The organism is Variovorax sp. GW823-FHT04F07 (assembly GCF_058795995.1).
Genome location: NZ_JBXAIG010000009.1, coordinates 116,108 through 141,164, shown reverse-complemented (window position 1 = coordinate 141,164; position 25,057 = coordinate 116,108). Strand labels below are relative to the sequence as shown.

The following is a 25,057-nucleotide window of genomic DNA, read 5'->3' as shown; positions in this document are numbered from 1 at the left end:
GCGCCGCGGAGGGTTTTCAAAGATGCTTCCCATCGTCGTTGCGCTCATGGCAACCGTCATCCTGCTGGTCTGGATGGGGTTCTTCATGATGGGCTCGCTGCCCCTGCTCGTGCTCTCGCACGACACCCCGCTGGATTCGCGCTTCATCCGCGGCCTGTTCAACGTCTACTACGTGGCCGTGGTGCTCACCGCGAGCGCGGCGGCGCTCAGCTATGCGTGGTGCGGCAAGCCCTTCTTCGCAGTCGGCATGGCCTTCATCGCCGGCCTGGCCTTCGCGCTGCGCCGCTGGCTCATCATTCCGCGCATGGACCTGCTGCGCCACACGATCCCGGCGACGGACACGTCGATCGTGCAGTTCCGAAAACTCCACATCGCGGGCATGGTGCTCAACGTGATGCAGCTGGGCACGGTGGCCTGGGCGCTCACGCAGCTGGGGCTGTGAGCAGAGCCGGTCTCGGTCTCTATCGCAGGAACCGCCCTTCCTTCGTCACCCGCACCATCTCGATGAAGCGCGAGCCCGTGTTGCTCGCACCCGTGAAGTCGATCTCCATGTTGCCGATGCGCAGCTTCATCGCCTTCAGCGTGGCGTGCAGCTTGGCGCGCGTGAGGTCGCGGCCGGTGCGGCGCAGGGCCTCGATCATCACGAGCGCGTTCACATAGCCTTCGTAGCTGAGGTAGCCGATGTCGACCTTGGCGCGCTCGGCCAGCTGGCGGAACTCGCGCGCGGTGGCGTCGACTTCGCTCCAGGGGTAGGGCACGATCTGCGAGATGGCCAGGCCGCTGGTCTTGTCGCCGACGAGCTTGGCGGTGACGTCGCCCGGCACGATCGACATGCCGTAGAACATCTGGCGACCGCCGGCGGTCCAGGCGCTCTTCATGACCTCGCCGCCGATGCCGCCACCCAGATACATGAGCACGGCCTGCGCCTGGCTGTCGGCCAGCGCCTTGCCCGCGGCCTCGTTGGTCGTGCCGTCGCCCTTCACGGGCACCGCCGCCACGGGTTTGAGCTTGAGCGTGTCGAGCGCCGCTTCGACCAGCCGCGCCACTTCGGCGCCGCCGGGGTTGTCCAGGTAGGCCACGGCGATGCGCGAGACGCCGATGGTGCTCAGGTGCTGCACCAGCGCCTGCGCCTCGCGCGCGAAGGTGGCGCGCACGAAGTAGCCTGCGCCGGCGACCTTCTCGCGCGCCGAGTCCGACACCGCGTAGCCGCCCACCATCGGCGCGCCGCTCTGGCCCAGCACCTTGGCCGCGGCGGCCGTGGTGCCCGAGCCCACGCAGCCGAAGAAGGCGAAGGCGCGGTGTTCGGCGAGCAGCTTCTCGTAGTTGGCGACGGCCTTCTCGGGCTTGAGCTCGTCGTCGAGCGAGACCAGCTTGAGCTTGCGGCCCGCGAGCCCGCCCTGCGCATTGACTGCGTCGAAGGCCAGCCCGGCGCCGGCCATCACGACCTTGATCGGCACGCCCAGCGGGCCGCTCAGGATGCCGGTGTGGCCGAGGACGATCTCGCCTTCGCTGACGCCGTTCTCGGCGGCCAGGGCGGTGTAAGGCAAGGAAAGGAGGGGGCCGAGTCCGGCCGTCGCCGCGGCCGAGGCGGCGAGAAAACGTCTGCGATGCATGGAACCGATTCCGCTTTTAGATACAACTGATAACAATTGAAAGCGAAAGCGAGTCCCCGCGCCGCCGGGGTTTACCCCCTGTGTTGCGCCGTGTCCTCGCCGGGCGGCTCGCGCAGCTGCCAGGCCGCGCAGACGGCCAGCGCGCACAGGCCGGCCAGCATGAGGAACACCTCGTCGAAGGCGGCCAGCCGCGCCGCGGTGCTCACCGGGTTGGCGAGCGAGTCGCCGTGCGCCGCCAGGCGCCATTCGAGAATGATGGCGCACAGGCTCACGCCCACGGCGCCGCCGAGCATGCGCACGAAGCTGATCGCGCTCGCGCCCTGCGGAATGAGCGGCTTGGCCAGCGGGCGCATCGACCCGAGGTTGAGCGAGGGCAGGATGAAGCCCAGCCCGATGCGCCCGACGATCGCGAACACCACCAGCAGCCACAGCGGGCTGTCCAGCCGCAGCACGGCCATGAGCGCGAACGACACCGCCAGCAGCGCCAGGCCGATGCTCACCAGCAGCCAGGTCGGCTGCTTGTCGGCCAGCCGGCCTACGCCCGCGATGGTGAAGGCCAGCACGATGCCGGCCGGCAGCAGGGTGGTGCCCACGTGCGAGGCCGACAGGTGCAGCCCCACCTGCATGTACACCGGCAGCAGGTAGGTCGAGCCGAACAGCGCGGTGCCGTAGATGAAGGCGACCAGGCTGCCCATGGCGAACTGGCGGTAGCGAAAGAGCGCGAGGTTCATGAGCGGCGCGCCGCCCGAGGCCATGAGCCGGCGCTGCCACCACACGAAGGCGGCGAAGGCCACGAGCGCGCCGGCCAGCAGCAGCGCGGCCTGCAGCGGCGAATCGCCGCGCAGCTCGACCAGCCCGTTCAGCAGGCACAGCGTGCCCACGGTGCCCAGCGCCAGGCCGCGCGCATCGAGCCCGCTGCCGCGCGTCGCGGCCACCCCGCCGGGCGCGGTCTTGGGCACGAACCTGTAGGCCAGCCAGATCGAGGCCAGGCAGAAGGGCACCACCATGAAGAAGATCGAGCGCCAGCCGAACAGGTCGACCAGCACGCCGCCGATGCTCGGCCCGATGGCCGGCGCCAGCACCACGCCCATGCCGAAGATGCCGCTGGCGCGACCCTGCTCGTGCGGCTCGAAGGCGCGCAGGATGATGATGGCCGGAATGGGCTGCACCACGCCCGCGGCCAGCCCCTCGGCCACGCGCGCCAGCAGCACCAGCGGGTAGTGGTTGGCCACGCCGCCCACGACGCCGCCGGCCAGCAGCAGGAGCATGGTGCCGACGTAGGTGCGCCGGTAGCCGTAGCGCGACAGCAGCCAGGGCGTGGTGAGCATCGACACCGTCATCGCCACCATGAAGCCCGAGCTGACCCACTGCGCGCGCTCCTGGCCCAGCGCGAAGTGGTGGCTCATGTCGGGGATCGCCACGTTGACGATGGTCGAGGACATGATGGACGCCATCGTCCCCACCATGACCGACAGCAGCAGGTACCAGCGGTAGCGCTCGCCGTAGCGGGCGCGCAGGGCGCCCATGGAGGGCGGCGTGTCAGGGGTTTGTGGGGAGGTCATGGGGCGGCGCAGGGACGGTCGCGGGTCCGTCGTCCTACAAGCATATCGGTGTTTGCGCGGCCGACGCCGCGCGCGCGGGTCGCACAATGCGGCGGCTGTCCCCTGTGCGTCAAGTCTCCAAAGAACAAGCCATGCATCCATCGACCCCCGACTCCGTCCACGACCCGGCCGTGCCCGATGCGGCCCCCACGCTCGCGGCCGAACTCGCCGCGCCCACCGTCAGCCGCGCCTACCGCTGCCAGTGCGGGCGCCCCGTGTTCCTGCGCAACAGCGAATGCCTGGCCTGCCACACGCCGCTGGGCTACGTGATCGACCGGCTCGGCGTGGTGCCGCTGGCGCCGGCCGAAGGCGAGGGCGCGCTGCCCGACACCTTCACCGTCTTCGGCGACCCGCACGGCGCCACCTACCGCCGCTGCGCCAACCTCATGACGCCGGCCGCCTGCAACTGGATGGTGGCGCAGCCGCGCGAGGGCGAAACCATTCCCGCCGACACGCAGGGCCTGGCGCCCGGCTACTGCCTGGCCTGCAGCGTCACGCGCACCATCCCCGACCTGTCGGTGGAGGCCAACGGCGAACTCTGGCGCAAGCTCGAGATGCCCAAGCGCCGCCTGATCTCGCAGCTGCTCGCGCTCGGCCTGCCGGTGGTGAGCCGCCATGCCGACCCGGTGCACGGGCTGGCCTTCGATTTCCTCAGCAACATGCCGGGCGCCCCGCACGTGATGACGGGCCACGAGCACGGCCTGATCACGCTCAACGCCGAGGAGGCCGAAGACGCCGTGCGCGAGCGCATCCGCGCCGAGATGCACGAGCCCTACCGCACGCTGCTGGGGCACTTTCGCCACGAGATCGGCCACTACTACTGGGACCTGCTGGTGCTGCCCACGCGCTGGATCGACGACTACCGCGTGCTCTTCGGCGACGAGCGCGCCGACTACGGCGCCGCGCTGCAGCAGCACTACGAACAGGGCCCGCCGCCCGACTGGGCGCAGCGCTTCGTCAGCAGCTACGCGAGCATGCACCCGTGGGAAGACTGGGCCGAGACCTGGGCCCATTACCTGCACATGGCCGACACGGCGGACACGGCGATGAGCTTCGGCATCGACGCGAGCAACGTGGAACTGCAGAGCGATTTGTTCACCGCAGCCGACCTGTGGCAGCCCGAGCATCCCGACGCCGCGAAATTCCTGGACTTCATCAACGGCTGGGTGCTGCTGACCAGCATGCTCAACGAGCTGTCGCGCAGCATGGGCCAGCCCGACTACTACCCCTTCGTGCTGCCGCGCGCGGCGGTGGGCAAGCTGCAGTTCATCCACGGCGTGGTCACCGCGCAGCGCAGCGGCACGGCGCCGACGATGGTGACGGCGGGGGATGTGGCGGAAGCCGCGACGGAAGCTGCCGAGCCTGCACAGGGGCAGACCCAATCGCAGTCGCAGGGCGACGTCGCTCAGTCCTGAAGTGGCGGCTTTCCTGCGGCGCAGCGCGCGCAGATGCAGGCCTGGCCGCGCAGCGCCGGCGGCAGCGTGTCGAGCGGGGCCAGCGAGAAATCGGCGGCCATGCACCAGCAGGGCGGCTGCGCCTGCCCGGTCTCGCGCTCGACCTCCATCGCGCAGCGGTTCGCCTCGCCGCACAGCGGACAGCGCGCGGTGTCGATGACCACCGTCATGCGAGCGCGAAGGCCGGCAGCTTCTTCGGCACCGCCACGTTGCGCAGCGTCGCGTACACCGGCAGGCCGTCGCGGTAGGCGGGGTAGTCCTCGCCCGCGATCAGCGGCAGCAGGTAGCGGCGGCACTTCTCGGTGATGCCGTAGCCGTCGTCCGAAATGAAATCGCGCGGCATCGGCTTCTCGACATTGGCCACCGCTTCGAGCGGCGCCGCGCCCAGCGTGTAGGCATAGGGCACATCGCTCGTGCGCTCGATGGTCGGCATCACCGCGTTGCGGCCTTCGAGCGCCAGCTCGACCGCGCGCTGGCCCAGCTCGTAGGCCTGCTTCACGTCGGTGGCCGAGGCGATGTGGCGCGCCGCGCGCTGCAGGTAGTCGGCGACTGCCCAGTGGAACTTGTGGCCCAGCGCCTCCTTCACCATCTGCGCCACCACCGGCGCCGCGCCGCCCAGCTGCGCATGGCCGAAGGCATCGCGCGCGCCCTGCTCGGCCAGGAAGGTGCCGTCGGGGTGGTGGCAGCCCTCGGACACCACCACCGAGCAGTAGCCGTGCTGCTGCACCATGGCATCGACGCGCGCCAGGAAGCGGGCCGCATCGAACTCGATCTCGGGGAACAGCACCACCACCGGAATGCCATGGTCGGCCACCAGCCCGCCAGCCGCGGCGATCCAGCCCGCGTGGCGGCCCATCACCTCGAGCACGAACACCTTGGTGGAGGTGGCGGCCATCGAGCGCACGTCGAACGAGGCTTCGAGCGTGGACACCGCCACGTACTTCGCGACCGAGCCGAAGCCCGGGCAGCAGTCGGTCAGCGGCAGGTCGTTGTCGATGGTCTTGGGCACGTGGATGGCCTGCAGCGGGTAGCCCATCGACTGCGACAGCTGGCTCACCTTGAAGCAGGTGTCGGCCGAGTCGCCACCGCCGTTGTAGAAGAAGTAGCCGATGCCGTGCGCCTTGAAAACCTCGATCAGGCGCTCGTATTCACGCCGATTCTTCTCGAGCGACTTGAGCTTGTAGCGGCACGAGCCGAACGCGCCCGAGGGCGTGCTGCGCAGCGCCGCAATCGCCTCGGCCGGCTCCGCGCTGGTGTCGATCAGGTCCTCGGTGAGCGCGCCGAGGATGCCGTTGCGTCCGGCATAGAGCGTGCCGATGCGGTCCGGGTGCTGGCGCGCCGTCTCGATCACGCCGCAGGCCGAGGCGTTGATGACCGAGGTGACGCCGCCCGACTGGGCGTAGAAGGCGTTGAGGATGGGCATGCGCGGCATTCTCCCGCAGCCCTTTCCATGGCGCCAGTGGTGCCAAATGCGGGGCGCTTCAGCGCCCGCCGAGGCCCATCGCGCGCGTGATCACCTCTTTCATGATCTCGTTGGTGCCGCCGTAGATGCGCTGCACGCGCGCGTCGGCATACGCGCGGGTGATCGGGTACTCCCACATGAAGCCGTAGCCGCCGTGCAGCTGCACGCACTCGTCCATCACCTTGCACTGCAGGTCGCTGGTCCAGTACTTGGCCATGCTCGCGGTGGCGGTGTCGAGCTTCTCGGCCATCAAGAGCTCGATGCACTTGTCGACGAACACCTGCGCCACCTGCACCTCGGTCTGCAGCTCGGCCAGCGTGTAGCGCGTGTTCTGGTAGTTGCCCACGGGCTGGCCGAACACCTTGCGCTCCTTCACGTAGGCCACGGTGTGGTCGATGGCCGCTTGCGACGCGGCCACCGCGCTGATCGCGATCTGCAGCCGCTCCCAGGGCAGCTGCTCCATCAGACAGACGAAGCCGCGGTTGACCTCGCCCAGCAGCGCCTCGGCGGGCAGGCGCACGTCGTTGAAGAACAACTCGGAGGTGTCCTGTGCCTTCAGGCCCAGCTTCTTCAGACGCTTGCCCTTCTCGAAGCCCGGCATGCCGCGCTCGACGAGGAACAGGCTCGTGCCCTTCGCGCCCGCGGCCGGGTCGGTCTTGGCGACCACGATCACCAGGTCGGCATGCCAGCCGTTGGTGATGAAGGTCTTGCTGCCGTTGAGCAGGTAGCTGCCGTCGGCCTGGCGGATGGCGCTGGTCTTCACGGCCTGCAGGTCGCTGCCCGCGCCGGGCTCGCTCATGGCGATGGCGCCGACCATCTCGCCGCTGGCGAGCTTGGGCAGGTAGTGCTGCTTCTGCGCCTCGGTGCCGTAGCGCAGGATGTACGGTGCCACGATCTCGTTGTGCAGGCCGAAGCCGATGCCCGTGAAGCCGCGCGCCCACAGCTCCTCGAACTGGATCACCGAATAGAGCAGGTCGGCGCCCGCGCCGCCGTAGGTGTCGGGCAGCGCCATGCACAGGAAGCCGTTCTCGCCGGCCTTGGACCAGACGGCGCGGTCCACATAGCCCTGCTCTTCCCAGTCGTCGTGGAAGGGCGCGATCTCCTTGTCCATGAAGCGGCGGAAGCTGTCGCGGAAGGCCTCGTGGTCGGCGGTGAAGAGGGTGCGTTCGATGGTCATGGGGACGTCAGCGGGTTTCGAAAACAGGAGGGCGCTTCTGCAGGAAGGCGCTCACGCCTTCACGGAAGCTGGGGCGGTCGATGAGCGCGCGCTGGCGCTCGCTCTCATAGTGCAGTTGTTCTTTCAGCGTGTGGTGCTCCGAGGCCTCGAAGGCCTCGCGCGCTTCGAGCACCGCATGCGCCGGCAGGCGCGCCAGGCGCTGCGCGATGGCGCGGGCCTCGTCCATCAGTTGCTCGTCGTCGGCGCAAGCCCAGATCAGGCCCCACTGCACGGCGCGCCCGGCGCTCAGGCGCTCGTCGAGCAGCGCCATGCCCATCGCGCGCGCCCGGCCGGCGCGGCGCGGGATGGCCCAGGTGCAGCCCAGGTCGGGCACGATGCCGAGCTTGGGCAGGAAGGGCAGGTAGAAGTAGGCGCTGCGCGCCGCGATGGTCACGTCGGCCGCGAGTGCCAGGCCCACGCCCGCACCGGCCGCCGGGCCGTTGACTGCGGCCACCACCGGCACCGGCAGCGTGCGCAGTGTCTCGATGAGCGGGTTGCTGAGCTTCTGCATCCACTCGGCGGTCTGGTCGCCGAGCGTCTGGCCGGGCTCGCCGGGCGGCGCCATCGCGCTCAGGTCGGCACCCACGCAGAAGGCCTTGCCGGCGCCCGTGAGGATCACGGCACGCACCGTGCGGTCGTCGCGGATGCGCTCGAGCGCGTCGCGCAGTTCGACCTGCAGGTCTTTCGCGATCGGGTTCAGCTTGTGCGGCAGGTTCAGCGTGAGCGTGGCGATGCCGTCGGCCTGCTCGCACAGCACGCAGGGTTGGGGTGTGGGTTGCAGCGCGGTCATGCGAGCGCTCCGCCAAAAGTGGTGGTCATGGGCGTGTCCCTTTCAAGGCCAAGAAGGAAAACGGACGCCCAAAGCAAAAAGCCGCCTGTCGTCACGGCGGCGCGCGGTGCTGCTCCCTGCGGGGGCGGTCCATGGCATCGAGGTTCGATGCCATGGCGCCCGCGGTCAAGCCGGGGACAACCCGTGCAGCGCCAGTCGCCAAGGCGACCGCACGCGAGCCTGTGCGCGCGAGGCCGGGTTCGGCAGCGCGGCGGGCTGCGCGTCCGACACCGAGATGCACGACGACTCCAGCGCCGACACCAGCACGCGCCGGTGCTCGGTGCTCTCGAAGCGCTCGCCCGGCCCGAGCACGATGTCGCGCGGGTCGCGGTCGAGCGTGATCCACACCGCGCCGCTGCGGCACTCGATGCCCACGCCCGCGCCGTCGGGCACGGCGAAGACGGCGCGGCTGGGCAGGCTCACGTGGAAGCGCGAGCTCGACGAGGAGAAAAAGGTGGAAGGGGACCGGTCGGTGGTGCTCATGGGAACCTCCATTGCATTCGTGATACGAATGAATATAGTGAGCCGAACCCTCTCTTACACGCGGTCATTCGGAACTCGTTGCATGCCTCCAGAGAATGCGAAAACCCCTGCCGGCGAGCTCCCGCCGCTCGAACTGCTGCGCAGCTTCGAGGCCGCCGCGCGCCGGCTCAGCTTCACGCTGGCGGCGGGCGAGCTGCACCTCACGCAGTCGGCCGTGAGCCGGCAGATCCAGCAGCTCGAAGCCAGCCTGGGCGTGCTGCTGTTCGAGCGCCGCCACCGTGCGCTCGCGCTCACCGAGGCCGGCGGCGTGCTGCAGCGCGCCGTCACCGACAGCCTGGAGCGCCTGCGCGACGCCACTGCGCGCGTGCGCGCCAGCGCCGCGCCGCGGCAGGTGTCGATCACCACCACACCGGGCTTCGCGTCGCTGTGGCTCATTCCGAAACTGGCGCGCTTCACCAGCACGCATCCGCAGGTCGACGTGCGTGTGTCGGCCACGCTCGACGTGCTCGACCTGGACGTGAGCCGGCTGGACCTTGCGGTGCGCTTCGTGCCCATCGGCCGCGGCGTGGGCCCGGCGCTGTTCGAGGAGTCGGTGATCCCGCTGTGCGCGCCGCAGGTGGCCGCGTCGCTGCGCGAGCTGTCCGATTTTTCCAAGCTCACGCTGCTGACCATCGAATACCCGGACCACAGCGAAGCCCCGACCGCCGACTGGGAGCCGTGGCTCAAGGTGATGGTGCTGGAAGACCTGCGCATGAAGAGCACGCTGCGCTTCTCGCAGTACGCCGATGCGGTGGCCGCCGCGGTGGCGGGGCAGGGCGTGGTCATCGGGCGCCTGCCGCTGCTGCGCGAACTGGTGCGCGACGGCCGGCTCGTGGCGCCGCTCGGCCAGGGCGTGGCATCGCACCGCGGCTACTTCATCGAGATGTCGCGGCGCGCCGCGGGCAACCGCGACGCGCAGGACTTCGCGCAATGGCTGCGCGACGAAGCGGAGGCCGCGCAGCGGAGCTGACTCAACCTGGCAGCAGCACCTTGTTGACGACGTGGATCACGCCGTTCGACTGGTAGACATTGGCGATCGTCACCGCCGCCGTGCCGCCCTTGGCGTCGGTCACCCACACCGTGCCGCCGCTCATCGTCGCCGTGAGCGTGCCGCCGCTGGCGGTCTTGAGCATCGCCTTGCCGCCGCCCGCGTTGATCGCGCTCGTCAGCGCCGCGCTGTCCATGCGCCCGGGCACCACGTGGTAGGTCAGCACCTTGGTGAGCGTGGCCTTGTTCTCGGGCTTGAGCAGCGTGTCGACCGTGCCGGCCGGCAGCGCCGCGAACGAGGCGTTGGTGGGCGCGAACACCGTGAACGGGCCCGGGCTCTTGAGCGTGGCCACGAGGTCGGCCGCCTTCACCGCGGCGACCAGCGTCGTGTGGTCCTTCGAATTCACCGCGTTGTCGACGATGTCCTTCGTCGGGTACATCGGCGCGCCGCCGACCATGGGGGTGGCGGCACTGCTGCTGGCGTTGCTCATGCCACTGCCGGCGCACGCGCCGAGCAGGACCGACACGCCGAGGGCGATCACGAGTTTTTTCATGGATGTCTCCTGGAAGGAAAGGCTCTGTGGAAACCGCCAACAGCTCGGAGGCGCGGTGCGCTTGAGATGCCATACGGCGCGATGCGCGAAGCGGATTCAACGCGCGCGTTCGTGTCAGCTTTGCGCCACAGCACTGCGCGCCCCGCTTGCGTGCGGCGCGAGCCCTCGCCAGAATCCGCCCTTCCTTTTTCAGCGACCGTTTTTCCAGACACCGCGCACGGCGACGATCAACCTCCCGGGCGAGAACACCATTCAATGAACCGTTCACTGAACACCTGACGCACACCGACCGCCCCGGCCGGATGTGCACCTTCGCATCCGCCGCGGCCGAATCGACAAGGGCCCCGCGCGCAACTGCATTCGCCGGGGCCTTTTTGTTTTTTCGGAGTGTGTGCACATGAGTGCTCAACGAAAGGCCCGCGACGACGACAAGCGTCTGGGCCGGTTCTACTTTGCGGTGCCCGCGTCGGCACCGCGCAATCCCGTGGTGGCCGCGATGGCGCGCCGCGAATCCAGCCAGGGCGCGGGCCGCCACCTGCGCACCCACCGCGCCGAGCGGCGCGCGCAGAAGGTGGCGCTGCAGAAGGCCGCGCGCGATTTCGGGCGGAGGGCCGACGATGCGTGACGACATGGACAAGGTGATCGTCGAGCGTCCGCGCGGCGGCTGGCGCGTGCAGGGCGATGGCCGCCCGTGGCGCAACAGCCCCGAGCGCGGTTCGCACCTGGGCATGAAGCGCGGCCTGCAGCATCCGAAGTGGCTGAGCGAAAACCTCCAGCCGCTCAAGCGCTGGCTGCACAAGCAGGTGCACCGGCCGTGGGACAAGGTGTACGCCGAGCTGTGCAGCGGCATCGATCGCCGCAGCACGGTGCAGGCGCACATCTTCCTGCACGTCGACGACTTCGTGGCGCGCGACGCGGTGCTGTGCGACGGCGAAGTGCGGGTGCGGCCCTACCGCTGGGGAACCCGCGACGGCGTGCCGCTGCACGAAGCGCCGGGCGTCGAGCTGTTCGTGCACCCGGTCACCGGCATCCTGCTGCCGAACCGGCGCCTGCGCGAGGCGCGCGCGGCGCGCCGTGTGGACCGGGCCGCGCGGCGCGGCGACACGCCTTACGCGGTCTACCACGTGATCGACGAGACCACGCAGTGGCACTGCGTCGAGGGCTGCTGGTTCGAGGTCGTGCTGGCGAAGTTTCCCGAGCGCGCAGGCATGGCACAGCCGGAGCCCAGGTGCTACGACGTGCTGCGCCGCTGCATGGTCACGCGCTGCGGCGCGGCGCGACGTTCAGCGCCGGGCCTGCCCACGCACTTCGACATGTATGGGCGTCACGATGTCTATGCCGTCGCCAAGCGCCAGTTGAGCCGGCGCGAGGTGCGGGCGCGGTTGGGGGATGCGGTGTGAGGCCGCGTGTCGGCGATCAGGGCGTGGGACGCACTGGCACCTTCGCCCGCGGCAGCAGCCAAAACGCCAGCGTCCCCGCCGCCAGCATCCCGCTCACCGTGAGGAACACCGCGCGGAACGGCTCGCTGCCCTGGGCCACGGCCCAGGAGGCGGCGACGCCGGTGGTCCATTGCATCAGCGAGACGCCCAGGAACATGGCCATGTTGAGCAGCGCCATCGCGCGGCCCGTCACGGCCGCCGGGTAGGCGTTCTTGGTGTACGCGTACAGCAGCACGCTGTAGCCCGACAGCATGCCGTAGACGATCGGCAGGCCGATGTCGATGGCGCGCGATTGCGTGAGGGCCATGATGGCGAACATCGCCGCGCCGGCGAAGGCGCAGCGCATCATCCAGCGCGTGCGGCGCGCACCGCCGGGGTCGAGGCGGCCGAACAGCATGGGGCTGGCCATGCCGGCGACGGTCATCACCAGCGCCACGTTGCCGCTGGCCACGAGCGAGAGGCCGTGGCGGTCGTGCAGCACGGGGCCGAGCCACAGGCCGCGCAGCGTGATGAAGGCCGCATACGACACGCAGGCGAAACACAGCAGCCCGAGCGTGTGCGGCATGGCGAACAGCGGCAGCAGGTCGCGCACGGCCTGGCGCAGCGACTGGCGTTCGGGCGCGGGCTCGTCCGATGCGATCGTTGTTGTCGTCGTGCGTGCGGGCTCGTGCACGCGCCAGAAGATGACGATCCACGAGAGCACGGCGAAGGCGGTCAGCGCGGCATAGCCGGCGCGCCACGAGGCGGCCTCGATCAGCAGCGCCAGCGGCGTGCCGGTGAACAGGATGCCCATGCCCGCGAGACTCATCACCAGCCCCGACATGGCGGTGAAGCGCGCGGCGTCGAAGTGCCGCGCGATGAACACGGTGCAGGCCAGGAAGGCCGGCGCGCAGCCCACGCCGATCAGCGCCTGCCCCAGCAGCAGCGCGCCGAAGCCCGGCGCCACGGTGCACAGCGCGGCGCCCGCGATGGCCAGCGGAAAGGCGGTGAGCACGGTGCGGCGCACGCCGAAGTGGTCGATCGACACGCCCATCGCGAGCTGCATGATGCCGAAGGTGAAATGGAAGGTGCCGGCCCACGTGCCCAGCGCCTGCGGCGTGAGGCCGAAGTGCTGCGTGAGCGGCGTGGCCATCATGGCGCCGACGGTGCGAAAGGCCTGGCTCAGCGCGAAGGCGGTGGCCAGTGCGACCAGCATGGCCGCGGCCGAGGTCGACCCGCGGGTCGGGGGCGGCGAAGCCGCGTGCTTGTTCATCGGGAGAGACGGAGACCGGAGAGAGAGAAGAGGGCGGCGTCGATGCTACCGGCATGTCGCGCCCCATGCAGAACGGCGCCCGAGGGCGCCGTTCGTTGCGTGTCTCCGAGGCGTCAGCGCCGGCGGTGGCCGGCGCTGCGCAAGGCGCGCGTCAGGCCGCGGCCTTGACCTTCAGGCGCCAGGCGTGCAGCAGCGGCTCGGTGTAGCCGCTGGGCTGCTCGATGCCCTTGAACACCAGGTCCTGCGCGGCCTTGTAGGCGGCCGAGGTGTCGAAGTGGCCGGCCATCGGCTGGTACAGCGCGTCGCCGGCGTTCTGCTCGTCGACCACCTTGGCCATGCGCTGGAAGGCCTCGTCGACCTGCGCCTTGGTGACCACGCCGTGCAGCAGCCAGTTGGCGATGTGCTGGCTCGAGATGCGCAGCGTGGCACGGTCTTCCATGAGGCCGACGTTGTGGATGTCGGGCACCTTCGAGCAGCCCACGCCCTGGTCGACCCAGCGCACCACGTAGCCCAGGATGCCCTGCACGTTGTTGTCGATTTCCTGTTGCTTCTCGGCGTCGGTCCACTTGGCCTGCGCAGCGATCGGCACCTGCAGCAGCGCGTTCAGGATGTTCTCGCGCTCGCCGTCGGCGTCGATCTTCTCGAGCTCTTGCTGCACGGCGGTCACGCTGACCTGGTGGTAGTGCAGCGCGTGCAGCGTGGCGGCGGTGGGCGAGGGCACCCAGGCGGTGTTGGCGCCGGCCTTGGGGTGGGCGATCTTCTGCTCGAGCATGGCGGCCATCAGGTCGGGCATGGCCCACATGCCCTTGCCGATCTGCGCCTTGCCGCGCAGGCCGCAGTTCAGGCCGACGAGCACGTTGTTCTTTTCGTAGGCGCCGATCCAGGCGCTGGACTTCATGTCGCCCTTGCGGATCATCGGGCCGCCCTGCATGGCGGTGTGCATCTCGTCGCCGGTGCGGTCCAGGAAGCCGGTGTTGATGAAGGCCACGCGCGCGGCGGCTTCGGCGATGCAGGCCTGCAGGTTCACGCTGGTGCGGCGCTCCTCGTCCATGATGCCGAGCTTGACGGTGTTGGCGGGCAGGCCGAGCAGCTGCTCGACGCGGCCGAACAGCTCGCTGGCAAAGGCCACTTCGGCCGGGCCGTGCATCTTGGGCTTGACGATGTAGATGCTGCCGGTGCGCGAGTTGCCCTTGCGCTTGACGTCGATCATGGCGATGGTGGTGGTGACCACGGCGTCCAGGATGCCTTCGGGGATTTCCTTGCCGCCTTCGTACAGGATGGCCGGGTTGGTCATCAGGTGGCCCACGTTGCGCAGGAACATGAGCGAGCGGCCGTGCAGCTTCAGCGGCTGGCCGTTGGCGCCCGTGTACTCGCGGTCGGCGTTCAGGCCGCGCGTGAAGGTCTTGCCGCCCTTGGCGACTTCTTCGGTGAGCGTGCCCTGCACGATGCCCAGCCAGTTCGCGTACGCGACGACCTTGTCGGCCGCGTCGACCACGGCTACCGAGTCTTCCAGGTCGAGGATGGTCGAGAGCGCGGCTTCGAGCACGAGGTCGCTCACGCCGGCCGCATCGCTCTTGCCGATGGCGGTGCTGCGGTCGATGCGGATGTCCAGGTGGATGCCGTTGTGCTTGAGCAGCACCGACGACGGCGCGGCGGCGTCGCCCTGGTAGCCGACGAACTGCGACGCATCGGCCAGGCCGGTGGTGCTGCCCTGCAGCGCGACGACCAGCTGGCCGTCCTTCACGCTGTAGCCGGTGGCGTTCTTGTGCGAGCCGTTGGCCAGCGGGGCGGCCTGGTCGAGCACGTTGCGTGCGAACTCGATGACCTTGGCGCCGCGCACGGGGTTGTAGCCCTTGCCCTTTTCGGCGCCGCCGGTTTCGGGAATGGCGTCGGTGCCGTACAGCGCGTCGTACAGCGAACCCCAGCGCGCGTTGGCGGCGTTCAGGGCGTAGCGCGCGTTCAGGATCGGCACCACCAGCTGCGGGCCGGCCTGCAGCGCGAGTTCGGAGTCGACGTTGGCCGTGGTGGCCTTCACGCCCTTGGGCTGCGGCAGCAGGTAGCCGATCTTTTCCAGGAAGGCGCGGTAGGCCGGCATGTCGGCGATCGGGCCGGGGTTCTTCTTGTGCCAGGCGTCGAGTTCGCTCTGCAGGCGGTCGCGCTCGGCGAGCAGGGCGACGTTCTTGGGCGCCAGGTCATGGACGATGGCATCGAAGCCCTTCCAGAACACGTCGCTGGCCACGCCGCTGGCGGGCAGGACCTTCTCTTCGACGAAGCGGTGCAGTTCGGTCGCGACCTGGAGTCGGTGGGCGGTGGTGCGGTCGGTCATGTGTTTCTCCTTGGGGAACGCAATGCAAAAAACAGGAAATCGGGGGCGGCGCAGCAGTGGGGCGCACTTGCCCCAGGTGAAGCCATGGGAGAACTGTATTCGATACTTTGCGAGCCAGTAAGGGCCGAAAGTGAGATTTATCTGTGACAAAAATGAAGGTAATCGATCGGAACTCAAGCGCCGCTTCAAAGGGTAGGCCCTGAGGCCGGGCCGGTGGCAGCTGTATATATTTAACTTCTTAAATAATCAGCTCCCGCCGCAATGATCCTCCTGGCTTCCAACGAAAACCCGCTCGGCATGCCCGAGTCGGCCCGCCGCGCCGCCGCCGCCGCCCTCGAAGGTGCGGGCAACTACCCCGACAGCAACGGCACCGCACTCAAGCAGGCGCTGGCCGCGCGGCTGGACGTGCCGCCCGAGTGGCTCACGCTGGGCAGCGGGTCGAGCGAAATCCTCGAGCTCGCGGCGCAGGTCAGCCTCAAGCCGGGCGAGAACGTCGTCTATTCGCAGTACGGCTTCATCGTCTATGCGGCAGCCACGGCGCACGCCCACGCGCGCGCCACCGTCGTGCCTTCGCGCGATTTCGGCCACGACCTGGACGCGATGCGCGCCGCCATCGGCGACGACACCAAGCTGGTCTTCGTGGCCAACCCGAACAACCCGACCGGCACCTTCATCGATGCTGCGCCGCTGCGCGAGTTTCTGCAATCGGTGCCCGCGCACGTGACGGTGCTGCTCGACGAGGCCTACACCGAGTACCTGGCGCCCGCGCAGCGCTATGACAGCATCGAATGGGTGCGCCGCCTGCCCAACCTGATCGTGGCGCGCACCTTCTCCAAGGCCTTCGGCCTGGCGGGGCTGCGCATCGGCTACGGCGTGTCGCAGCCGGCGCTCACGGCGCGCATGAACGCGCACCGCCCGCGCTTCAACGTGACGACGCCGGCCCAGGCCGCGGCCGTGGCGGCGCTGGGCGACGCCGACTTCCTGGCGCGCACCTACGAACTCAACACCGCCGGGCGCGAACAGCTCGCCGCGGGCTTTGCCGCGCTGGGCCTGCCGCACGTGCCGTCGTCGGGCAACTTCCTGATGGTGCAGGTCGGCGATGCGCCTGCCGTGCACGCGCGCCTGCTGGCCGCCGGCATCGAGGTCTCGCTGCTCGGCCCCTACGGGCTGCCGCAATGGCTGCGCGTGAGCGTCGGCCTGCCGGCGCAGAACGAGGCGCTGCTGGCTGCGCTGCGCTGACGGCTACACGCACAGAGCGCACCGAAGAACAACCACCCCGAGGAGACCGCCCCATGCAACGCCGCCAGTTCGCAGCGCAGGCCGCTGCCGTCATCACCGCCACGGCCTTCGCGCCGATGGCGTTCGCGCAGGAGCGCACGGTGCGCATCCTGATCGGCTTTCCGCCGGGCGGGTCGGCCGACGTGGTCGCGCGCATCCTGGCCGACAAGATGCGCGTGTCGCTCGGACAGAACGTCATCGTCGACAACAAGCCCGGCGCGGCCGGCCGGCTCGCGCTGGCCGAACTCAAGCGCTCGCCGCCGGACGGCAGCGTGCTGATCTTCTCGCCCAGCGGCGCGATGGTGATCCACCCGTGGCTGTACGCGAACCTCGGCTACGACACGGTGAAAGACTTCACGCCGATCTCGCTCGGCAGCACCTTCGACTTCGCCGTGACTGCCGGACCGGGCGCACCGGCGGGCGACCTGAAGGCGGTGCTGGCCTGGATGAAGGCCAACCCGGGCAAGGCCAACTACGCGACCTCGGGCGCCGGCACGGTGCCGCACTTCGCGGGCCAGCTGCTGGCGCAGGCGTCGGGCGTGCCGATGACGCACGTCGCCTACCGCGGCGGCGCGCCGGCCGCGCAGGACCTCATCGGCGGACAGGTGCCGCTGATGGTCGACACCGCCTCGGAAACCATCGAGCACCACCGCGCGGGCAAGGTCCGCATCCTCGCGGTGACTGGCGAAAAGCGCAGCCGCGCGCTGCCCGACGTGCCGACGCTGAAAGAAGCGGGCATCAATGTGACGGCCGATGCCTTCTTCGGGTTGTACGGCCCGCCGGGCATGTCGCCCGAGCTGGTCGCGCGCATCGACAAGGCCGTGGCCGACGCGCTGCGCATGCCCGATGTGCAGGAAAAAATCTACGCGCTGGGCCTCGTGCCGGCGCATGCGGGGCCGGCGGAGCTGGCAAGCATCCAGGCGACGCACCTGAAGCGGTGGGAACTGCCGATCAAGAATTCCGGCTTCAAAGCGGAGTCCTGATGCTCAGACCTGCCCGCTGAGCGCCTTCGCCGCTGCGCGCACGGGCTCGATGTAGGCTGCGTCATAGCGGTGCGTCGGCATCGTCAGCGTGACCGCCGCGGCCAGGCCGCCATCCGCATGGAACACCGGCGCCGAGATGCCCGCCAGTTCGGCCGTGCGGTCGCCCACCAGCGCGCAATAGCCTTGTGCGCGGATCGCGTCGTACAGCTTGCGCTCCTTCGCGCCACGCGGCCGTTCGGCCTCGGGCCCGAAGGCGATCAGCACGCGCGCGCCCGCGCCCCGGTCGTTGGGCAGCAGGTCGCCTGCGCGCACGTGGTCGCGCACGACGTGCGAGGAATCGACGCGGAACTGGCACAGCCGCACCCAGCTGTCGCCCTGGTCCTGCCGCACGTGGTACGCCGCGCTTTCGCCGGTGGCGGCGGCGAGCGTGCGCAGCACCGGCAGCACGAGGCGGTCGAGCGACTGCGACGCCGCATACAGCCCGTGCAGCCGCGCGATCTCCAGCCCCAGCGCGTAGCGCCCGTCGTCCTGCCGGCGGATCAGCCGCGCATGTTCGAGCGAGGCCAGCAGGCGCAGCACCGTGCTCTTGTAGAGCTGCGTGCGCTCGGCGAACTGCGCGAGCGACAGCGCCTCGTCGCCGGGCCGGAAGGCCGACAGCAGGCTCAGCGCGCGGTCGACCGCGGCGGCGCCGCCGGGGGCGGCGTTGAGGTCGGACACCGATTCGGTCTGGGCTTTGCGGGGCATGGCGTGGCTTGACAGTCGGCAGGCTTGCCGATTTAATTCTGTTTAACAGAATATAGTTCTGCAAGATAGAACAGTCAAGAAAGCACCCGATGACCTCCCCCGACGTTCTCATCAGCGAGGTCGGTCCGCGCGACGGCCTGCAGTCCGTGAAGGCCACCATGCCCACGGCCGACAAGCTGCGCTGGATCGATGCGCTGCATGCCGCCGGCCTGCGCGAGATCGAGGTCGCCTCGTTCGTGCCCGCGAAGCTGCTGCCGCAGATGGCCGACGCCGCCGAGGTGGTGCGCCATGCCATCACGCTGCCCGGCCTCGTGGTGATGGCGCTGGTGCCCAACCGCAAGGGCGCGCAGGCCGCGCTCGAAGCCGGCGTGCACAAGCTCACGATGCCGGTGTCGGCCAGCGTGGCGCATTCGCTGGCCAACGTGCGCAAGACGCCGACCGAGATGGTCGAGGAGGTGCGCGCCATCGCCGAGCTGCGCGGAGCCCTCGCGCCGCAGGTGAAGCTCGAAGCCGGCATCTCCACCGCCTTCGGCTGCACGCTGCAGGGCTTGGTGCCGGAAGACGACGTGATCCGCCTGGCCGTGCAGTGCGTCGAGGCCGGTGCGCAGGAGGTCGGCCTGTCGGACACCGTGGGTTATGCGAACCCCGCACAGGTGCGCCGCCTCTTCAAGCGGCTGCGCGCCGAACTCGGCGTGCACGCGGGCGCGGCCCACATGCACAACACGCGCGGCCTGGGCATTGCCAACTGCCTGGCCGCGTGGGACGAGGGCGTGCGCACCTTCGACGCCTCGCTCGGTGGCCTCGGCGGCTGCCCGTATGCGCCGGGCGCGTCGGGCAATGCGGTCACCGAAGACCTCGTCTTCATGTTCGAGGCCATGGGCGTGCGCACCGGCATCGACATCGACAAACTCATCGCGGCGCGCGCGCCGCTCAAGGCCGGCCTGCCCGGCGAGCCGGTCTACGGCATGACGCCCGAAGCCGGCCTGCCCAAGGGCTTTGTCCAGGAAACCACCTCTCATGTCTGAAGCCAATCCCTTGCCCTACGCGGGCGTGCGCGTCGTCGAGTTCACCCACATGGTCATGGGCCCGACCTGCGGCCTGCTGCTGGCCGACCTGGGCGCCGAGGTCATCAAGGTCGAGCCCATCGAAGGCGACAACACGCGCCGCCTGCTGGGCTCGGGTGCGGGCTTCTTCCCGACCTTCAACCGCAACAAGAAGAGCATCGCGCTCGACCTGAAGAAGCCCGAGGGCGTGGAGGCCGCGCTGCGCCTCATCGCCACCGCCGACATCGTGAGCGAGAACTTCAAGCCCGGCACGATGAAGAAGCTGGGGCTCGACTACGACACGCTCGCCAAGCTCAACCCGCGCCTCATCTACGTGAGCCACAAGGGCTTTTTGCCCGGTCCGTACGACCACCGCACGGCCCTCGACGAGGTGGTGCAGATGATGGGCGGCCTGGCCTACATGACCGGCCGTGCCGGCGACCCGCTGCGCGCGGGCACCAGCGTGAACGACATCATGGGCGGCATGTTCGGCGCCATCGGTGCGATGGCCGCGCTGCGCCAGCGCGAGCTCACCGGCAAGGGCTGCGAGGTGCAGTCGGCGCTGTTCGAGAACAACGTGTTCCTCGTCGCGCAGCACATGATGCAGTTCGCCGCCACGGGCAAGGCCGCCGACCCGATGCCCAGCCGCATCTCGGCCTGGGCCGTGTACGACGTGTTCACGGTGAAGGACGGCGAGCAGATCTTCCTGGCGGCTGTGAGCGACAAGCAGTGGGCCATCTTCTGCAAGGCCTTCGGCCTCGAGGAGATGCTGGCCGATCCGCGCCTGAAGACCAACAACGACCGCGTGCGCGCACGCGAGTGGATGATGCCGATCCTGCGCTCGCACCTCGCCAACCACAGCGCGGCCGAACTGAGCGCGGTGTTCGAGCAGAACGAGCTGCCCTTCGCGCCCATCACCAAGCCGCAAGAATTGTTCGACGACCCGCACCTCAACGCCACCGGCGGCCTCGCGCCCGTGCGCATGAACGACGGCCACATGGCCAAGGTGCCGCTCGCGCCGTTCACGCTCGGCGGCGAACGCCCCGGCATCCGGCTGCAGCCGCCGCACATCGGCGAGCACAGCGCGGCGCTGCTGAAGGAAGTGGGCTACAGCGACGGCGACATCGCCGCGCTGCGGGCGCAGGGCGTCACGGCCGGTGACTGATCTTCGGTGGCGGGCGATATAGTTCCCGCGCCATGGACCGCCTCAAGCAGCTCGAATCCTTTGTCTCGGTCGCGACCCGCGGCAGCCTCACCGCGGCGGCCAAGGCGGAAGGCGTGGCGCCCGCGATCATGGGCCGTCGCATCGACGCGCTCGAAGAGCGCCTGGGCGTCAAGCTGCTGGTGCGCACCACGCGGCGCATCGCGCTCACGCACGAGGGCAGCGCCTTTCTCGAAGACTGTCAGCGCCTCCTGACCGAGTTCGCGAACGCCGAGGCCAGCGTGAGCGCCGGCGGCGTGAAAGCCAGCGGCCACCTGCGCGTGACCGCGCCGGCCGGCTTCGGCCGCCGCCACGTCGCGCCGCTGGTGCCGCGCTTTCATGCGCTGCATCCCGAGGTGACGATCTCGCTGAACCTCAGCGACCGCGTGGTCGACGTCACGGGCGAGAGCTTCGACTGCGCCGTGCGCGTGGGCGACCTGCCCGACTCGTCGCTGGTGAGCGTGCGCCTGGCCGACAACCGCCGCCGCTGCGTCGCCACGCCCGAGTTCCTGCGCCGCCACGGCGCGCCCAAACACCCGAGCGAACTGTCGCGCTTTGCCTGCCTCACGCTGTCGAGCGACGCCTCGCAGACGCGCGGCTGGGCCTTTCGCATTACCAGCGAGGAGGGCGTGCAGGAACTGATTCACCTGCGCCCCAGCGGCCCGCTCGATTGTTCCGACGGCCAGGTGCTGCACGACTGGTGCCTGGCAGGCCACGGCATCGCCTGGCGCAGCACCTGGGAGGTCGAGGCCGAGATCGACGCCGGGCTGCTCGTGCCCCTGCTCGACGACTTTGCCGCGCCGCCCAACGGCATCTATGCGGTGTTCACAGGCACCAAGCACCTGCCGCTGCGCGTGCGACTGTGGCTTGATTTCCTCAAAGCGCAGTACGGGCAGCCGGAATTCTGGGGCGGGCGGTCCTGAAATCGTGACCGGGCGGCACAATGCTTTTTGCATTTGCTTGCAACCCCGATGAAGAAAGTTTCCGATGACCCTCGAAGCCATCCTCGCCTACCTGCATCTGTTGGCCATCCTCACGATGGTCGTGTTCATCTCCAGTGAAGCCGCGCTGTGCCGCGTGCAATGGCTCAATGCCGCCGTGGTCGAGCGGCTGGCCAAGGTCGACATGGTCTACGGCATCGCCGCCATCGCGGTGCTGGCCACCGGCATCGCGCGCACCTGGTGGGGCGTGAAGGGCACGGCCTGGTACTGGACCAACCCGCTGCTGCACGTGAAGCTCACGCTGTTCATCATCGTGGGCGTGCTGTCGATCTTCCCGACGCTGACCTACTTCCGCTGGCGCAAGACGCTGCGCGCCACGGGCAAGCTGCCGGCGGAGGCCGACATCCTGAAGACGCGCAAGCTGGTGATGATCCAGGCGCACCTGATCGCGCTGATCCCGCTGGTGGCGGTGTTCCTGGCGCGCGGCTTCGGCAAGTAATCAATACAAAAGACAAAAAGAAAAGGCCCGCGTGAGCGGGCCCTTTGACTTCGGGGGGTAACAAATGTCAGCGCCGCAGGGCGGCGCCGCGCCGGATCAGGCCTTGGCCGCGTCGGCTTCGCACTTCTTCATGAAGCTGTTCTTGGCGGCACCGGCCAGGGCCTTGCCGTTCTTGTCGACCGCCTTGGCGGCGCAGGCGGGTGCGGCGGCGGCCTTGGTGCACTTCTTCATGAAGCTGTTCTTGGCGGCGCCGGCCAGGGGCTTGCCGTTCTTGTCGATCGCCTTGGCATCGCAGCTGGCGCCACCGGCGGGTGCGGCCGCAGCGGCAGGGGCTGCCGCAGGTGCGGCGGCGGCAGCGGGGGCCACGACCGGGGCGGGTGCCTTGTCCTGCGCGTAGGCGCTGAACGACAGGCAGGCGCCGAGCGCGACGGTGGAGGCGACCAGGGAAAGGAGCTTCTTCATGGTGGATATGTCCTTGCAAGGTTGGGTTGTGACAGACGCCCCGCCTCGGGGCCGACCATCCTAACGGGCGACATCGCCCATCGGATGACGATCGTTAACTGGGTCCGGGTTTGCCCCCGGTAAAATTCACAGATGCTATTGGTCAAACAGGAGCTGCTCGCGGCGCTCGCGAACACGCTCGAAACCCTCTCTCCCGGCGCTGGCGCCAAAGCCGCGTTCGAGTCGCCCAAGGTGGCGGCGCACGGCGATTTCGCCAGCACCGCTGCCATGCAGCTCGCCAAGCCGCTGGGGCGCAAGCCCCGCGAACTGGCCGAGGAACTGAGCGCTGCGCTGCTCGCCACCCCCGCTTTCGGCCAATGGGTCGAGGCCATCGAGATCGCCGGCCCCGGCTTCCTCAACATCCGCCTGAAGGCTGCCGCCAAGCAGCAGATCGTGCGCGAGGTGCTGGCCGCCGGCGAAACCTTCGGCCAGCAGCCCGCCACCGGCGAAAAGGTGCTGGTCGAGTTCGTCTCGGCCAACCCGACCGGCCCGCTGCACGTCGGCCACGGCCGCCAGGCCGCGCTGGGCGACGCCATCTGCAACCTGCAGGCTTCGCAGGGCCAGAGCGTGTGGCGCGAGTTCTATTACAACGACGCCGGCGTGCAGATCCAGACGCTGGCCAACAGCACGCAGCTGCGCGCCAAGGGCTTCAAGCCCGGCGACCCCGAGTGGCCCAGCGGCGAAAAAGCCCCGGCCTACAACGGCGACTACATCGCCGACATCGCCGAAGACTTCAAGGCCAAGAAGACCGTCAAGTCGGACGACCGCGAGTACACCGCCAGCGGTGACATCGACGACCTGGACAGCATCCGCGAATTCGCCGTGGCCTACCTGCGCCGCGAGCAGGACCTCGATCTGCAGGCCTTCCGCGTGCGCTTCGACAACTACTACCTCGAGTCCAGCCTCTACACCAGCGGCCGCGTCGAGGCGGCCGTGGCCAAGCTCGTGGCCGCCGGCAAGACCTACGAGCAGGACGGCGCGCTGTGGCTGAAGTCGACCGACTACGGCGACGACAAAGACCGCGTGATGAAGAAGCAGGACGGCACGTACACCTACTTCGTGCCCGACGTCGCGTACCACATCGCCAAGTGGGAGCGCGGTTTCCACAAGGTCGTGAACATCCAGGGCACCGACCACCACGGCACGATCGCGCGCGTGCGCGCCGGCCTGCAGGCCGCCGGCGAAGGCATTCCCGAGGGCTACCCCGACTACGTGCTGCACACCATGGTGCGCGTCATGAAGGGCGGCGAAGAGGTCAAGATCAGCAAGCGCGCCGGCAGCTACGTCACGCTGCGCGACCTGATCGAGTGGACCAGCACCGATGCCGTGCGCTTCTTCCTGCTCAGCCGCAAGCCCGACACCGAATACACCTTCGACGTCGACCTCGCGGTCACCAAGAACAACGACAACCCCGTGTACTACGTGCAGTACGCCCACGCGCGCATCTGCTCGGTGCTCGCGGCGTGGGGTGGCGACGTGGCCGCGCTCAAGGCGGTCGACCTGTCGCCGCTGGACAGCCCGGCAGCCCAGGCGCTGATGCTGCTGCTGGCCAAGTACCCGGCCATGCTGACGGCGGCAGCGAAGGATTTCGCCCCGCACGACGTGACTTTCTACCTGCGCGAACTCGCGGCCAGCTACCACAGCTACTACGATGCCGAGCGCATCCTGGTGGACGACGAGCCGGTCAAGCTGGCGCGTCTCGCACTCGTCGCAGCGGCCGCGCAGGTGCTGCACAATGGCCTCGCGATCCTCGGCGTCAGTGCGCCGAGCAAGATGTGAATCACCCTCTGAACATGAAGAAGACAAGCAGACAACGCGGCAACATCGTCATCGGGCTGATCATCGGCCTGGTGCTCGGTCTGGGCGTCGCCCTGGGCATCGCGGTCTACGTCACCAAGGTGCCGATCCCGTTCGTCAACAAGACGCAACGCGGCGGTGCCGAGCAGGACGAAGCCGAAGCCCGCAAGAACCGCGACTGGGACCCGAACGCGCCGCTGGCCGGCAAGGCCGGCGCGCCCAAGCCGGCCGCCACGCCGCCGGCCGCCACGGCCACCGGCCCGGTGAACCCGATCACCGGCGCGCCCGCCACCGTGGCGCCCGGCACGCCGCCCGTCGCCACCGCGCCGGTCACCGCCCCGGCCCCCGTCGTGGTGGCGCCCAAGCCGGCACGCCCCGCGCCGGTGCCGGCCGAAGCCAACGCCCTGCCGCCGTCGAACGATCCGCTGGGCGACCTGGCCCGCGCCCGCGCAGGCGGCAGCACGACCACCGCGTCCGCCGCGCCGAGCCACACGGCCGCCGCGCCGTCGTCGTCGGGTGCCGACCCCTTCATGTACTTCGTGCAGGCCGGCGCCTTCCGCACCACCGACGACGCCGAGGCGCAACGCGCCAAGCTGTCGCTGATGGGCGTCGAGGCCAAGGTCACCGAGCGCGAGCAGGCCGGTCGCACGGTCTACCGCGTGCGCGCGGGCCCGTTCAACAAGAAGGACGACGCGGACCGGCTCAAGGAGCGGCTCGATGGCGGCGGTCTCGAATCGGCGCTGGTGCGCGTGCAGCGCTGACCCGTCAGCGCCTTTCTTGAACAGCCTTTAAGCTCTCGCCCGCGCGGCATCTGC

General features: G+C 69.4%; 24 protein-coding genes and 1 pseudogene. 13 read left to right on the top strand and 12 right to left on the bottom strand.

Annotation, left to right across the window (positions count from 1 at the left end; genetic code table 11):
- The first annotated feature begins 46 nt into the window (after positions 1-46).
- A complete protein-coding gene (locus AC1RAA_RS29250; RefSeq protein WP_492732371.1) occupies positions 47-442 on the top strand; it encodes a hypothetical protein in 396 nt (131 codons plus the stop codon).
- Positions 443-461: 19 nt separating this feature from the next.
- Here AC1RAA_RS29250 and AC1RAA_RS29245 read toward each other — a convergent pair whose 3' ends face one another.
- Both AC1RAA_RS29245 and AC1RAA_RS29240 read right to left on the bottom strand, forming a co-directional pair.
- Positions 462-1,547 carry an ABC transporter substrate-binding protein gene (locus AC1RAA_RS29245; RefSeq protein ID WP_492732370.1) on the bottom strand — a complete coding sequence of 362 codons (1,086 nt, stop codon included), beginning with the start codon at positions 1,545-1,547 and terminating at the stop codon, positions 462-464.
- 137 nt (positions 1,548-1,684) lie between these two features.
- Positions 1,685-3,175: a DHA2 family efflux MFS transporter permease subunit gene (locus tag AC1RAA_RS29240; protein ID WP_492732368.1), complete on the bottom strand. Its 1,491-nt coding sequence runs from the start codon at positions 3,173-3,175 to the stop codon at positions 1,685-1,687.
- 131 nt (positions 3,176-3,306) lie between these two features.
- On the opposite strand from AC1RAA_RS29240, the gene AC1RAA_RS29235 reads away from it, so the two are divergent.
- Positions 3,307-4,629, top strand: a complete 1,323-nt coding sequence (locus AC1RAA_RS29235) for a zinc-binding metallopeptidase family protein (RefSeq protein WP_492732366.1) — start codon at positions 3,307-3,309, stop codon at positions 4,627-4,629.
- Here the strand turns inward: AC1RAA_RS29235 and AC1RAA_RS29230 are convergent.
- The 5 genes from AC1RAA_RS29230 to AC1RAA_RS29210 form a co-directional block, all read right to left on the bottom strand.
- Positions 4,620-4,838 (bottom strand): cysteine-rich CWC family protein, encoded by a 219-nt coding sequence (locus AC1RAA_RS29230; protein ID WP_159273620.1) that lies wholly within the window; start codon positions 4,836-4,838, stop codon positions 4,620-4,622. The two genes, AC1RAA_RS29235 and AC1RAA_RS29230, sit on opposite strands and share 10 nt — an antisense overlap.
- Entirely contained in the window at positions 4,835-6,091 is a 1,257-nt protein-coding gene (locus tag AC1RAA_RS29225) for a 6-phosphofructokinase (RefSeq protein ID WP_492732364.1), read from the bottom strand. The genes AC1RAA_RS29230 and AC1RAA_RS29225 overlap by 4 nt, the downstream gene beginning before the upstream one ends.
- Positions 6,092-6,149: 58 nt before the next feature.
- On the bottom strand, positions 6,150-7,307 hold the full coding sequence (locus tag AC1RAA_RS29220) for an acyl-CoA dehydrogenase family protein (RefSeq protein ID WP_307636079.1): 1,158 nt from the start codon (positions 7,305-7,307) through the stop codon (positions 6,150-6,152).
- A 7-nt stretch (positions 7,308-7,314) separates the two neighbouring features.
- Positions 7,315-8,136, bottom strand: a complete 822-nt coding sequence (locus tag AC1RAA_RS29215; RefSeq protein WP_492732363.1) for an enoyl-CoA hydratase-related protein — start codon at positions 8,134-8,136, stop codon at positions 7,315-7,317.
- A gap of 165 nt (positions 8,137-8,301) precedes the next feature.
- A complete protein-coding gene (locus AC1RAA_RS29210) occupies positions 8,302-8,658 on the bottom strand; it encodes a DUF2917 domain-containing protein (RefSeq protein WP_062479754.1) in 357 nt (118 codons plus the stop codon).
- An 82-nt stretch (positions 8,659-8,740) separates the two neighbouring features.
- Between AC1RAA_RS29210 and AC1RAA_RS29205 the strand changes: the two genes are divergently transcribed.
- Positions 8,741-9,667 carry a LysR substrate-binding domain-containing protein gene (locus tag AC1RAA_RS29205; protein WP_062479753.1) on the top strand — a complete coding sequence of 309 codons (927 nt, stop codon included), beginning with the start codon at positions 8,741-8,743 and terminating at the stop codon, positions 9,665-9,667.
- Position 9,668: 1 nt separating this feature from the next.
- Here AC1RAA_RS29205 and AC1RAA_RS29200 read toward each other — a convergent pair whose 3' ends face one another.
- Positions 9,669-10,238: a fasciclin domain-containing protein gene (locus tag AC1RAA_RS29200; protein WP_139702187.1), complete on the bottom strand. Its 570-nt coding sequence runs from the start codon at positions 10,236-10,238 to the stop codon at positions 9,669-9,671.
- A gap of 397 nt (positions 10,239-10,635) precedes the next feature.
- Here AC1RAA_RS29200 and AC1RAA_RS29195 point away from each other — a divergent pair, with 397 nt between their 5' ends.
- Entirely contained in the window at positions 10,636-10,863 is a 228-nt protein-coding gene (locus AC1RAA_RS29195) for a hypothetical protein (protein WP_062479749.1), read from the top strand.
- Complete coding sequence (locus AC1RAA_RS29190) at positions 10,856-11,638, top strand: hypothetical protein (protein WP_492732361.1); 783 nt, start codon at positions 10,856-10,858, stop codon at positions 11,636-11,638. Before AC1RAA_RS29195 ends, AC1RAA_RS29190 begins: the two co-directional genes overlap by 8 nt.
- Before the next feature lie 16 nt (positions 11,639-11,654).
- Here the strand turns inward: AC1RAA_RS29190 and AC1RAA_RS29185 are convergent, their stop codons facing one another.
- Together AC1RAA_RS29185 and AC1RAA_RS29180 are read right to left on the bottom strand one after the other, a co-directional pair.
- Positions 11,655-12,929, bottom strand: coding sequence for an MFS transporter (locus AC1RAA_RS29185; RefSeq protein ID WP_492732359.1), 1,275 nt, complete (start codon positions 12,927-12,929; stop codon positions 11,655-11,657).
- 151 nt (positions 12,930-13,080) lie between these two features.
- The gene (locus tag AC1RAA_RS29180; RefSeq protein WP_070063724.1) at positions 13,081-15,255 is read right to left on the bottom strand and encodes a malate synthase G; all 2,175 of its coding nucleotides are present in this window, start codon (positions 15,253-15,255) and stop codon (positions 13,081-13,083) included.
- Positions 15,256-15,510: 255 nt separating this feature from the next.
- Between AC1RAA_RS29180 and hisC the strand changes: the two are divergent.
- Together hisC and AC1RAA_RS29170 are read left to right on the top strand one after the other, a co-directional pair.
- Positions 15,511-16,494 (top strand): annotated as a pseudogene (gene hisC / locus AC1RAA_RS29175) (histidinol-phosphate transaminase); the annotation flags it as partial.
- Positions 16,495-16,547: 53 nt separating this feature from the next.
- Entirely contained in the window at positions 16,548-17,516 is a 969-nt protein-coding gene (locus tag AC1RAA_RS29170; RefSeq protein ID WP_492732357.1) for a Bug family tripartite tricarboxylate transporter substrate binding protein, read from the top strand.
- 3 nt (positions 17,517-17,519) lie between these two features.
- Here the strand turns inward: AC1RAA_RS29170 and AC1RAA_RS29165 are convergent, their stop codons facing one another.
- A complete protein-coding gene (locus AC1RAA_RS29165) occupies positions 17,520-18,260 on the bottom strand; it encodes an IclR family transcriptional regulator (RefSeq protein WP_070063727.1) in 741 nt (246 codons plus the stop codon).
- Between the two features lie 89 nt (positions 18,261-18,349).
- Between AC1RAA_RS29165 and AC1RAA_RS29160 the strand changes: the two genes are divergently transcribed.
- The 4 genes from AC1RAA_RS29160 to AC1RAA_RS29145 all read left to right on the top strand — a co-directional run bounded on the left by AC1RAA_RS29160 (position 18,350) and on the right by AC1RAA_RS29145 (position 21,944).
- Positions 18,350-19,285: a hydroxymethylglutaryl-CoA lyase gene (locus AC1RAA_RS29160; RefSeq protein ID WP_095949701.1), complete on the top strand. Its 936-nt coding sequence runs from the start codon at positions 18,350-18,352 to the stop codon at positions 19,283-19,285.
- Complete coding sequence (locus tag AC1RAA_RS29155) at positions 19,278-20,468, top strand: CaiB/BaiF CoA transferase family protein (protein ID WP_070063729.1); 1,191 nt, start codon at positions 19,278-19,280, stop codon at positions 20,466-20,468. The genes AC1RAA_RS29160 and AC1RAA_RS29155 overlap by 8 nt, the downstream gene beginning before the upstream one ends.
- Positions 20,469-20,500: 32 nt before the next feature.
- Positions 20,501-21,427: a LysR family transcriptional regulator gene (locus tag AC1RAA_RS29150; RefSeq protein WP_070063730.1), complete on the top strand. Its 927-nt coding sequence runs from the start codon at positions 20,501-20,503 to the stop codon at positions 21,425-21,427.
- A 64-nt stretch (positions 21,428-21,491) separates the two neighbouring features.
- Complete coding sequence (locus AC1RAA_RS29145) at positions 21,492-21,944, top strand: DUF2214 family protein (protein ID WP_056584391.1); 453 nt, start codon at positions 21,492-21,494, stop codon at positions 21,942-21,944.
- Positions 21,945-22,040: 96 nt separating this feature from the next.
- On the opposite strand, the gene AC1RAA_RS29140 is transcribed toward AC1RAA_RS29145, so the two are convergent.
- The gene (locus tag AC1RAA_RS29140) at positions 22,041-22,406 is read right to left on the bottom strand and encodes a hypothetical protein (protein WP_062479731.1); all 366 of its coding nucleotides are present in this window, start codon (positions 22,404-22,406) and stop codon (positions 22,041-22,043) included.
- Positions 22,407-22,538: 132 nt separating this feature from the next.
- On the opposite strand from AC1RAA_RS29140, the gene argS reads away from it, so the two are divergent.
- Positions 22,539-24,224 carry an arginine--tRNA ligase gene (gene argS / locus AC1RAA_RS29135; protein WP_070063731.1) on the top strand — a complete coding sequence of 562 codons (1,686 nt, stop codon included), beginning with the start codon at positions 22,539-22,541 and terminating at the stop codon, positions 24,222-24,224.
- 14 nt (positions 24,225-24,238) lie between these two features.
- A complete protein-coding gene (locus AC1RAA_RS29130) occupies positions 24,239-25,003 on the top strand; it encodes an SPOR domain-containing protein (protein ID WP_095949698.1) in 765 nt (254 codons plus the stop codon).
- Positions 25,004-25,057: the final 54 nt, after the last annotated feature.

Excerpts from the sequence above, each read along its gene's own strand:
- AC1RAA_RS29250 (WP_492732371.1), top strand. The coding sequence starts at position 47 with ATGGCAACCGTCATCCTGCTGGTCTGGATGGGGTTCTTCATGATGGGC.
- AC1RAA_RS29240 (WP_492732368.1), bottom strand. The coding sequence starts at position 3,175 with ATGACCTCCCCACAAACCCCTGACACGCCGCCCTCCATGGGCGCCCTG.
- AC1RAA_RS29235 (WP_492732366.1), top strand. The coding sequence starts at position 3,307 with ATGCATCCATCGACCCCCGACTCCGTCCACGACCCGGCCGTGCCCGAT.
- AC1RAA_RS29230 (WP_159273620.1), bottom strand. The coding sequence starts at position 4,838 with ATGACGGTGGTCATCGACACCGCGCGCTGTCCGCTGTGCGGCGAGGCG.
- AC1RAA_RS29225 (WP_492732364.1), bottom strand. The coding sequence starts at position 6,091 with ATGCCCATCCTCAACGCCTTCTACGCCCAGTCGGGCGGCGTCACCTCG.
- AC1RAA_RS29220 (WP_307636079.1), bottom strand. The coding sequence starts at position 7,307 with ATGACCATCGAACGCACCCTCTTCACCGCCGACCACGAGGCCTTCCGC.
- AC1RAA_RS29215 (WP_492732363.1), bottom strand. The coding sequence starts at position 8,136 with ATGACCGCGCTGCAACCCACACCCCAACCCTGCGTGCTGTGCGAGCAG.
- AC1RAA_RS29210 (WP_062479754.1), bottom strand. The coding sequence starts at position 8,658 with ATGAGCACCACCGACCGGTCCCCTTCCACCTTTTTCTCCTCGTCGAGC.
- AC1RAA_RS29205 (WP_062479753.1), top strand. The coding sequence starts at position 8,741 with ATGCCTCCAGAGAATGCGAAAACCCCTGCCGGCGAGCTCCCGCCGCTC.
- AC1RAA_RS29200 (WP_139702187.1), bottom strand. The coding sequence starts at position 10,238 with ATGAAAAAACTCGTGATCGCCCTCGGCGTGTCGGTCCTGCTCGGCGCG.
- AC1RAA_RS29195 (WP_062479749.1), top strand. The coding sequence starts at position 10,636 with ATGAGTGCTCAACGAAAGGCCCGCGACGACGACAAGCGTCTGGGCCGG.
- AC1RAA_RS29190 (WP_492732361.1), top strand. The coding sequence starts at position 10,856 with ATGCGTGACGACATGGACAAGGTGATCGTCGAGCGTCCGCGCGGCGGC.
- AC1RAA_RS29185 (WP_492732359.1), bottom strand. The coding sequence starts at position 12,929 with ATGAACAAGCACGCGGCTTCGCCGCCCCCGACCCGCGGGTCGACCTCG.
- AC1RAA_RS29180 (WP_070063724.1), bottom strand. The coding sequence starts at position 15,255 with ATGACCGACCGCACCACCGCCCACCGACTCCAGGTCGCGACCGAACTG.
- AC1RAA_RS29170 (WP_492732357.1), top strand. The coding sequence starts at position 16,548 with ATGCAACGCCGCCAGTTCGCAGCGCAGGCCGCTGCCGTCATCACCGCC.
- AC1RAA_RS29165 (WP_070063727.1), bottom strand. The coding sequence starts at position 18,260 with ATGCCCCGCAAAGCCCAGACCGAATCGGTGTCCGACCTCAACGCCGCC.
- AC1RAA_RS29160 (WP_095949701.1), top strand. The coding sequence starts at position 18,350 with ATGACCTCCCCCGACGTTCTCATCAGCGAGGTCGGTCCGCGCGACGGC.
- AC1RAA_RS29155 (WP_070063729.1), top strand. The coding sequence starts at position 19,278 with ATGTCTGAAGCCAATCCCTTGCCCTACGCGGGCGTGCGCGTCGTCGAG.
- AC1RAA_RS29150 (WP_070063730.1), top strand. The coding sequence starts at position 20,501 with ATGGACCGCCTCAAGCAGCTCGAATCCTTTGTCTCGGTCGCGACCCGC.
- AC1RAA_RS29145 (WP_056584391.1), top strand. The coding sequence starts at position 21,492 with ATGACCCTCGAAGCCATCCTCGCCTACCTGCATCTGTTGGCCATCCTC.
- AC1RAA_RS29140 (WP_062479731.1), bottom strand. The coding sequence starts at position 22,406 with ATGAAGAAGCTCCTTTCCCTGGTCGCCTCCACCGTCGCGCTCGGCGCC.
- argS (WP_070063731.1), top strand. The coding sequence starts at position 22,539 with ATGCTATTGGTCAAACAGGAGCTGCTCGCGGCGCTCGCGAACACGCTC.
- AC1RAA_RS29130 (WP_095949698.1), top strand. The coding sequence starts at position 24,239 with ATGAAGAAGACAAGCAGACAACGCGGCAACATCGTCATCGGGCTGATC.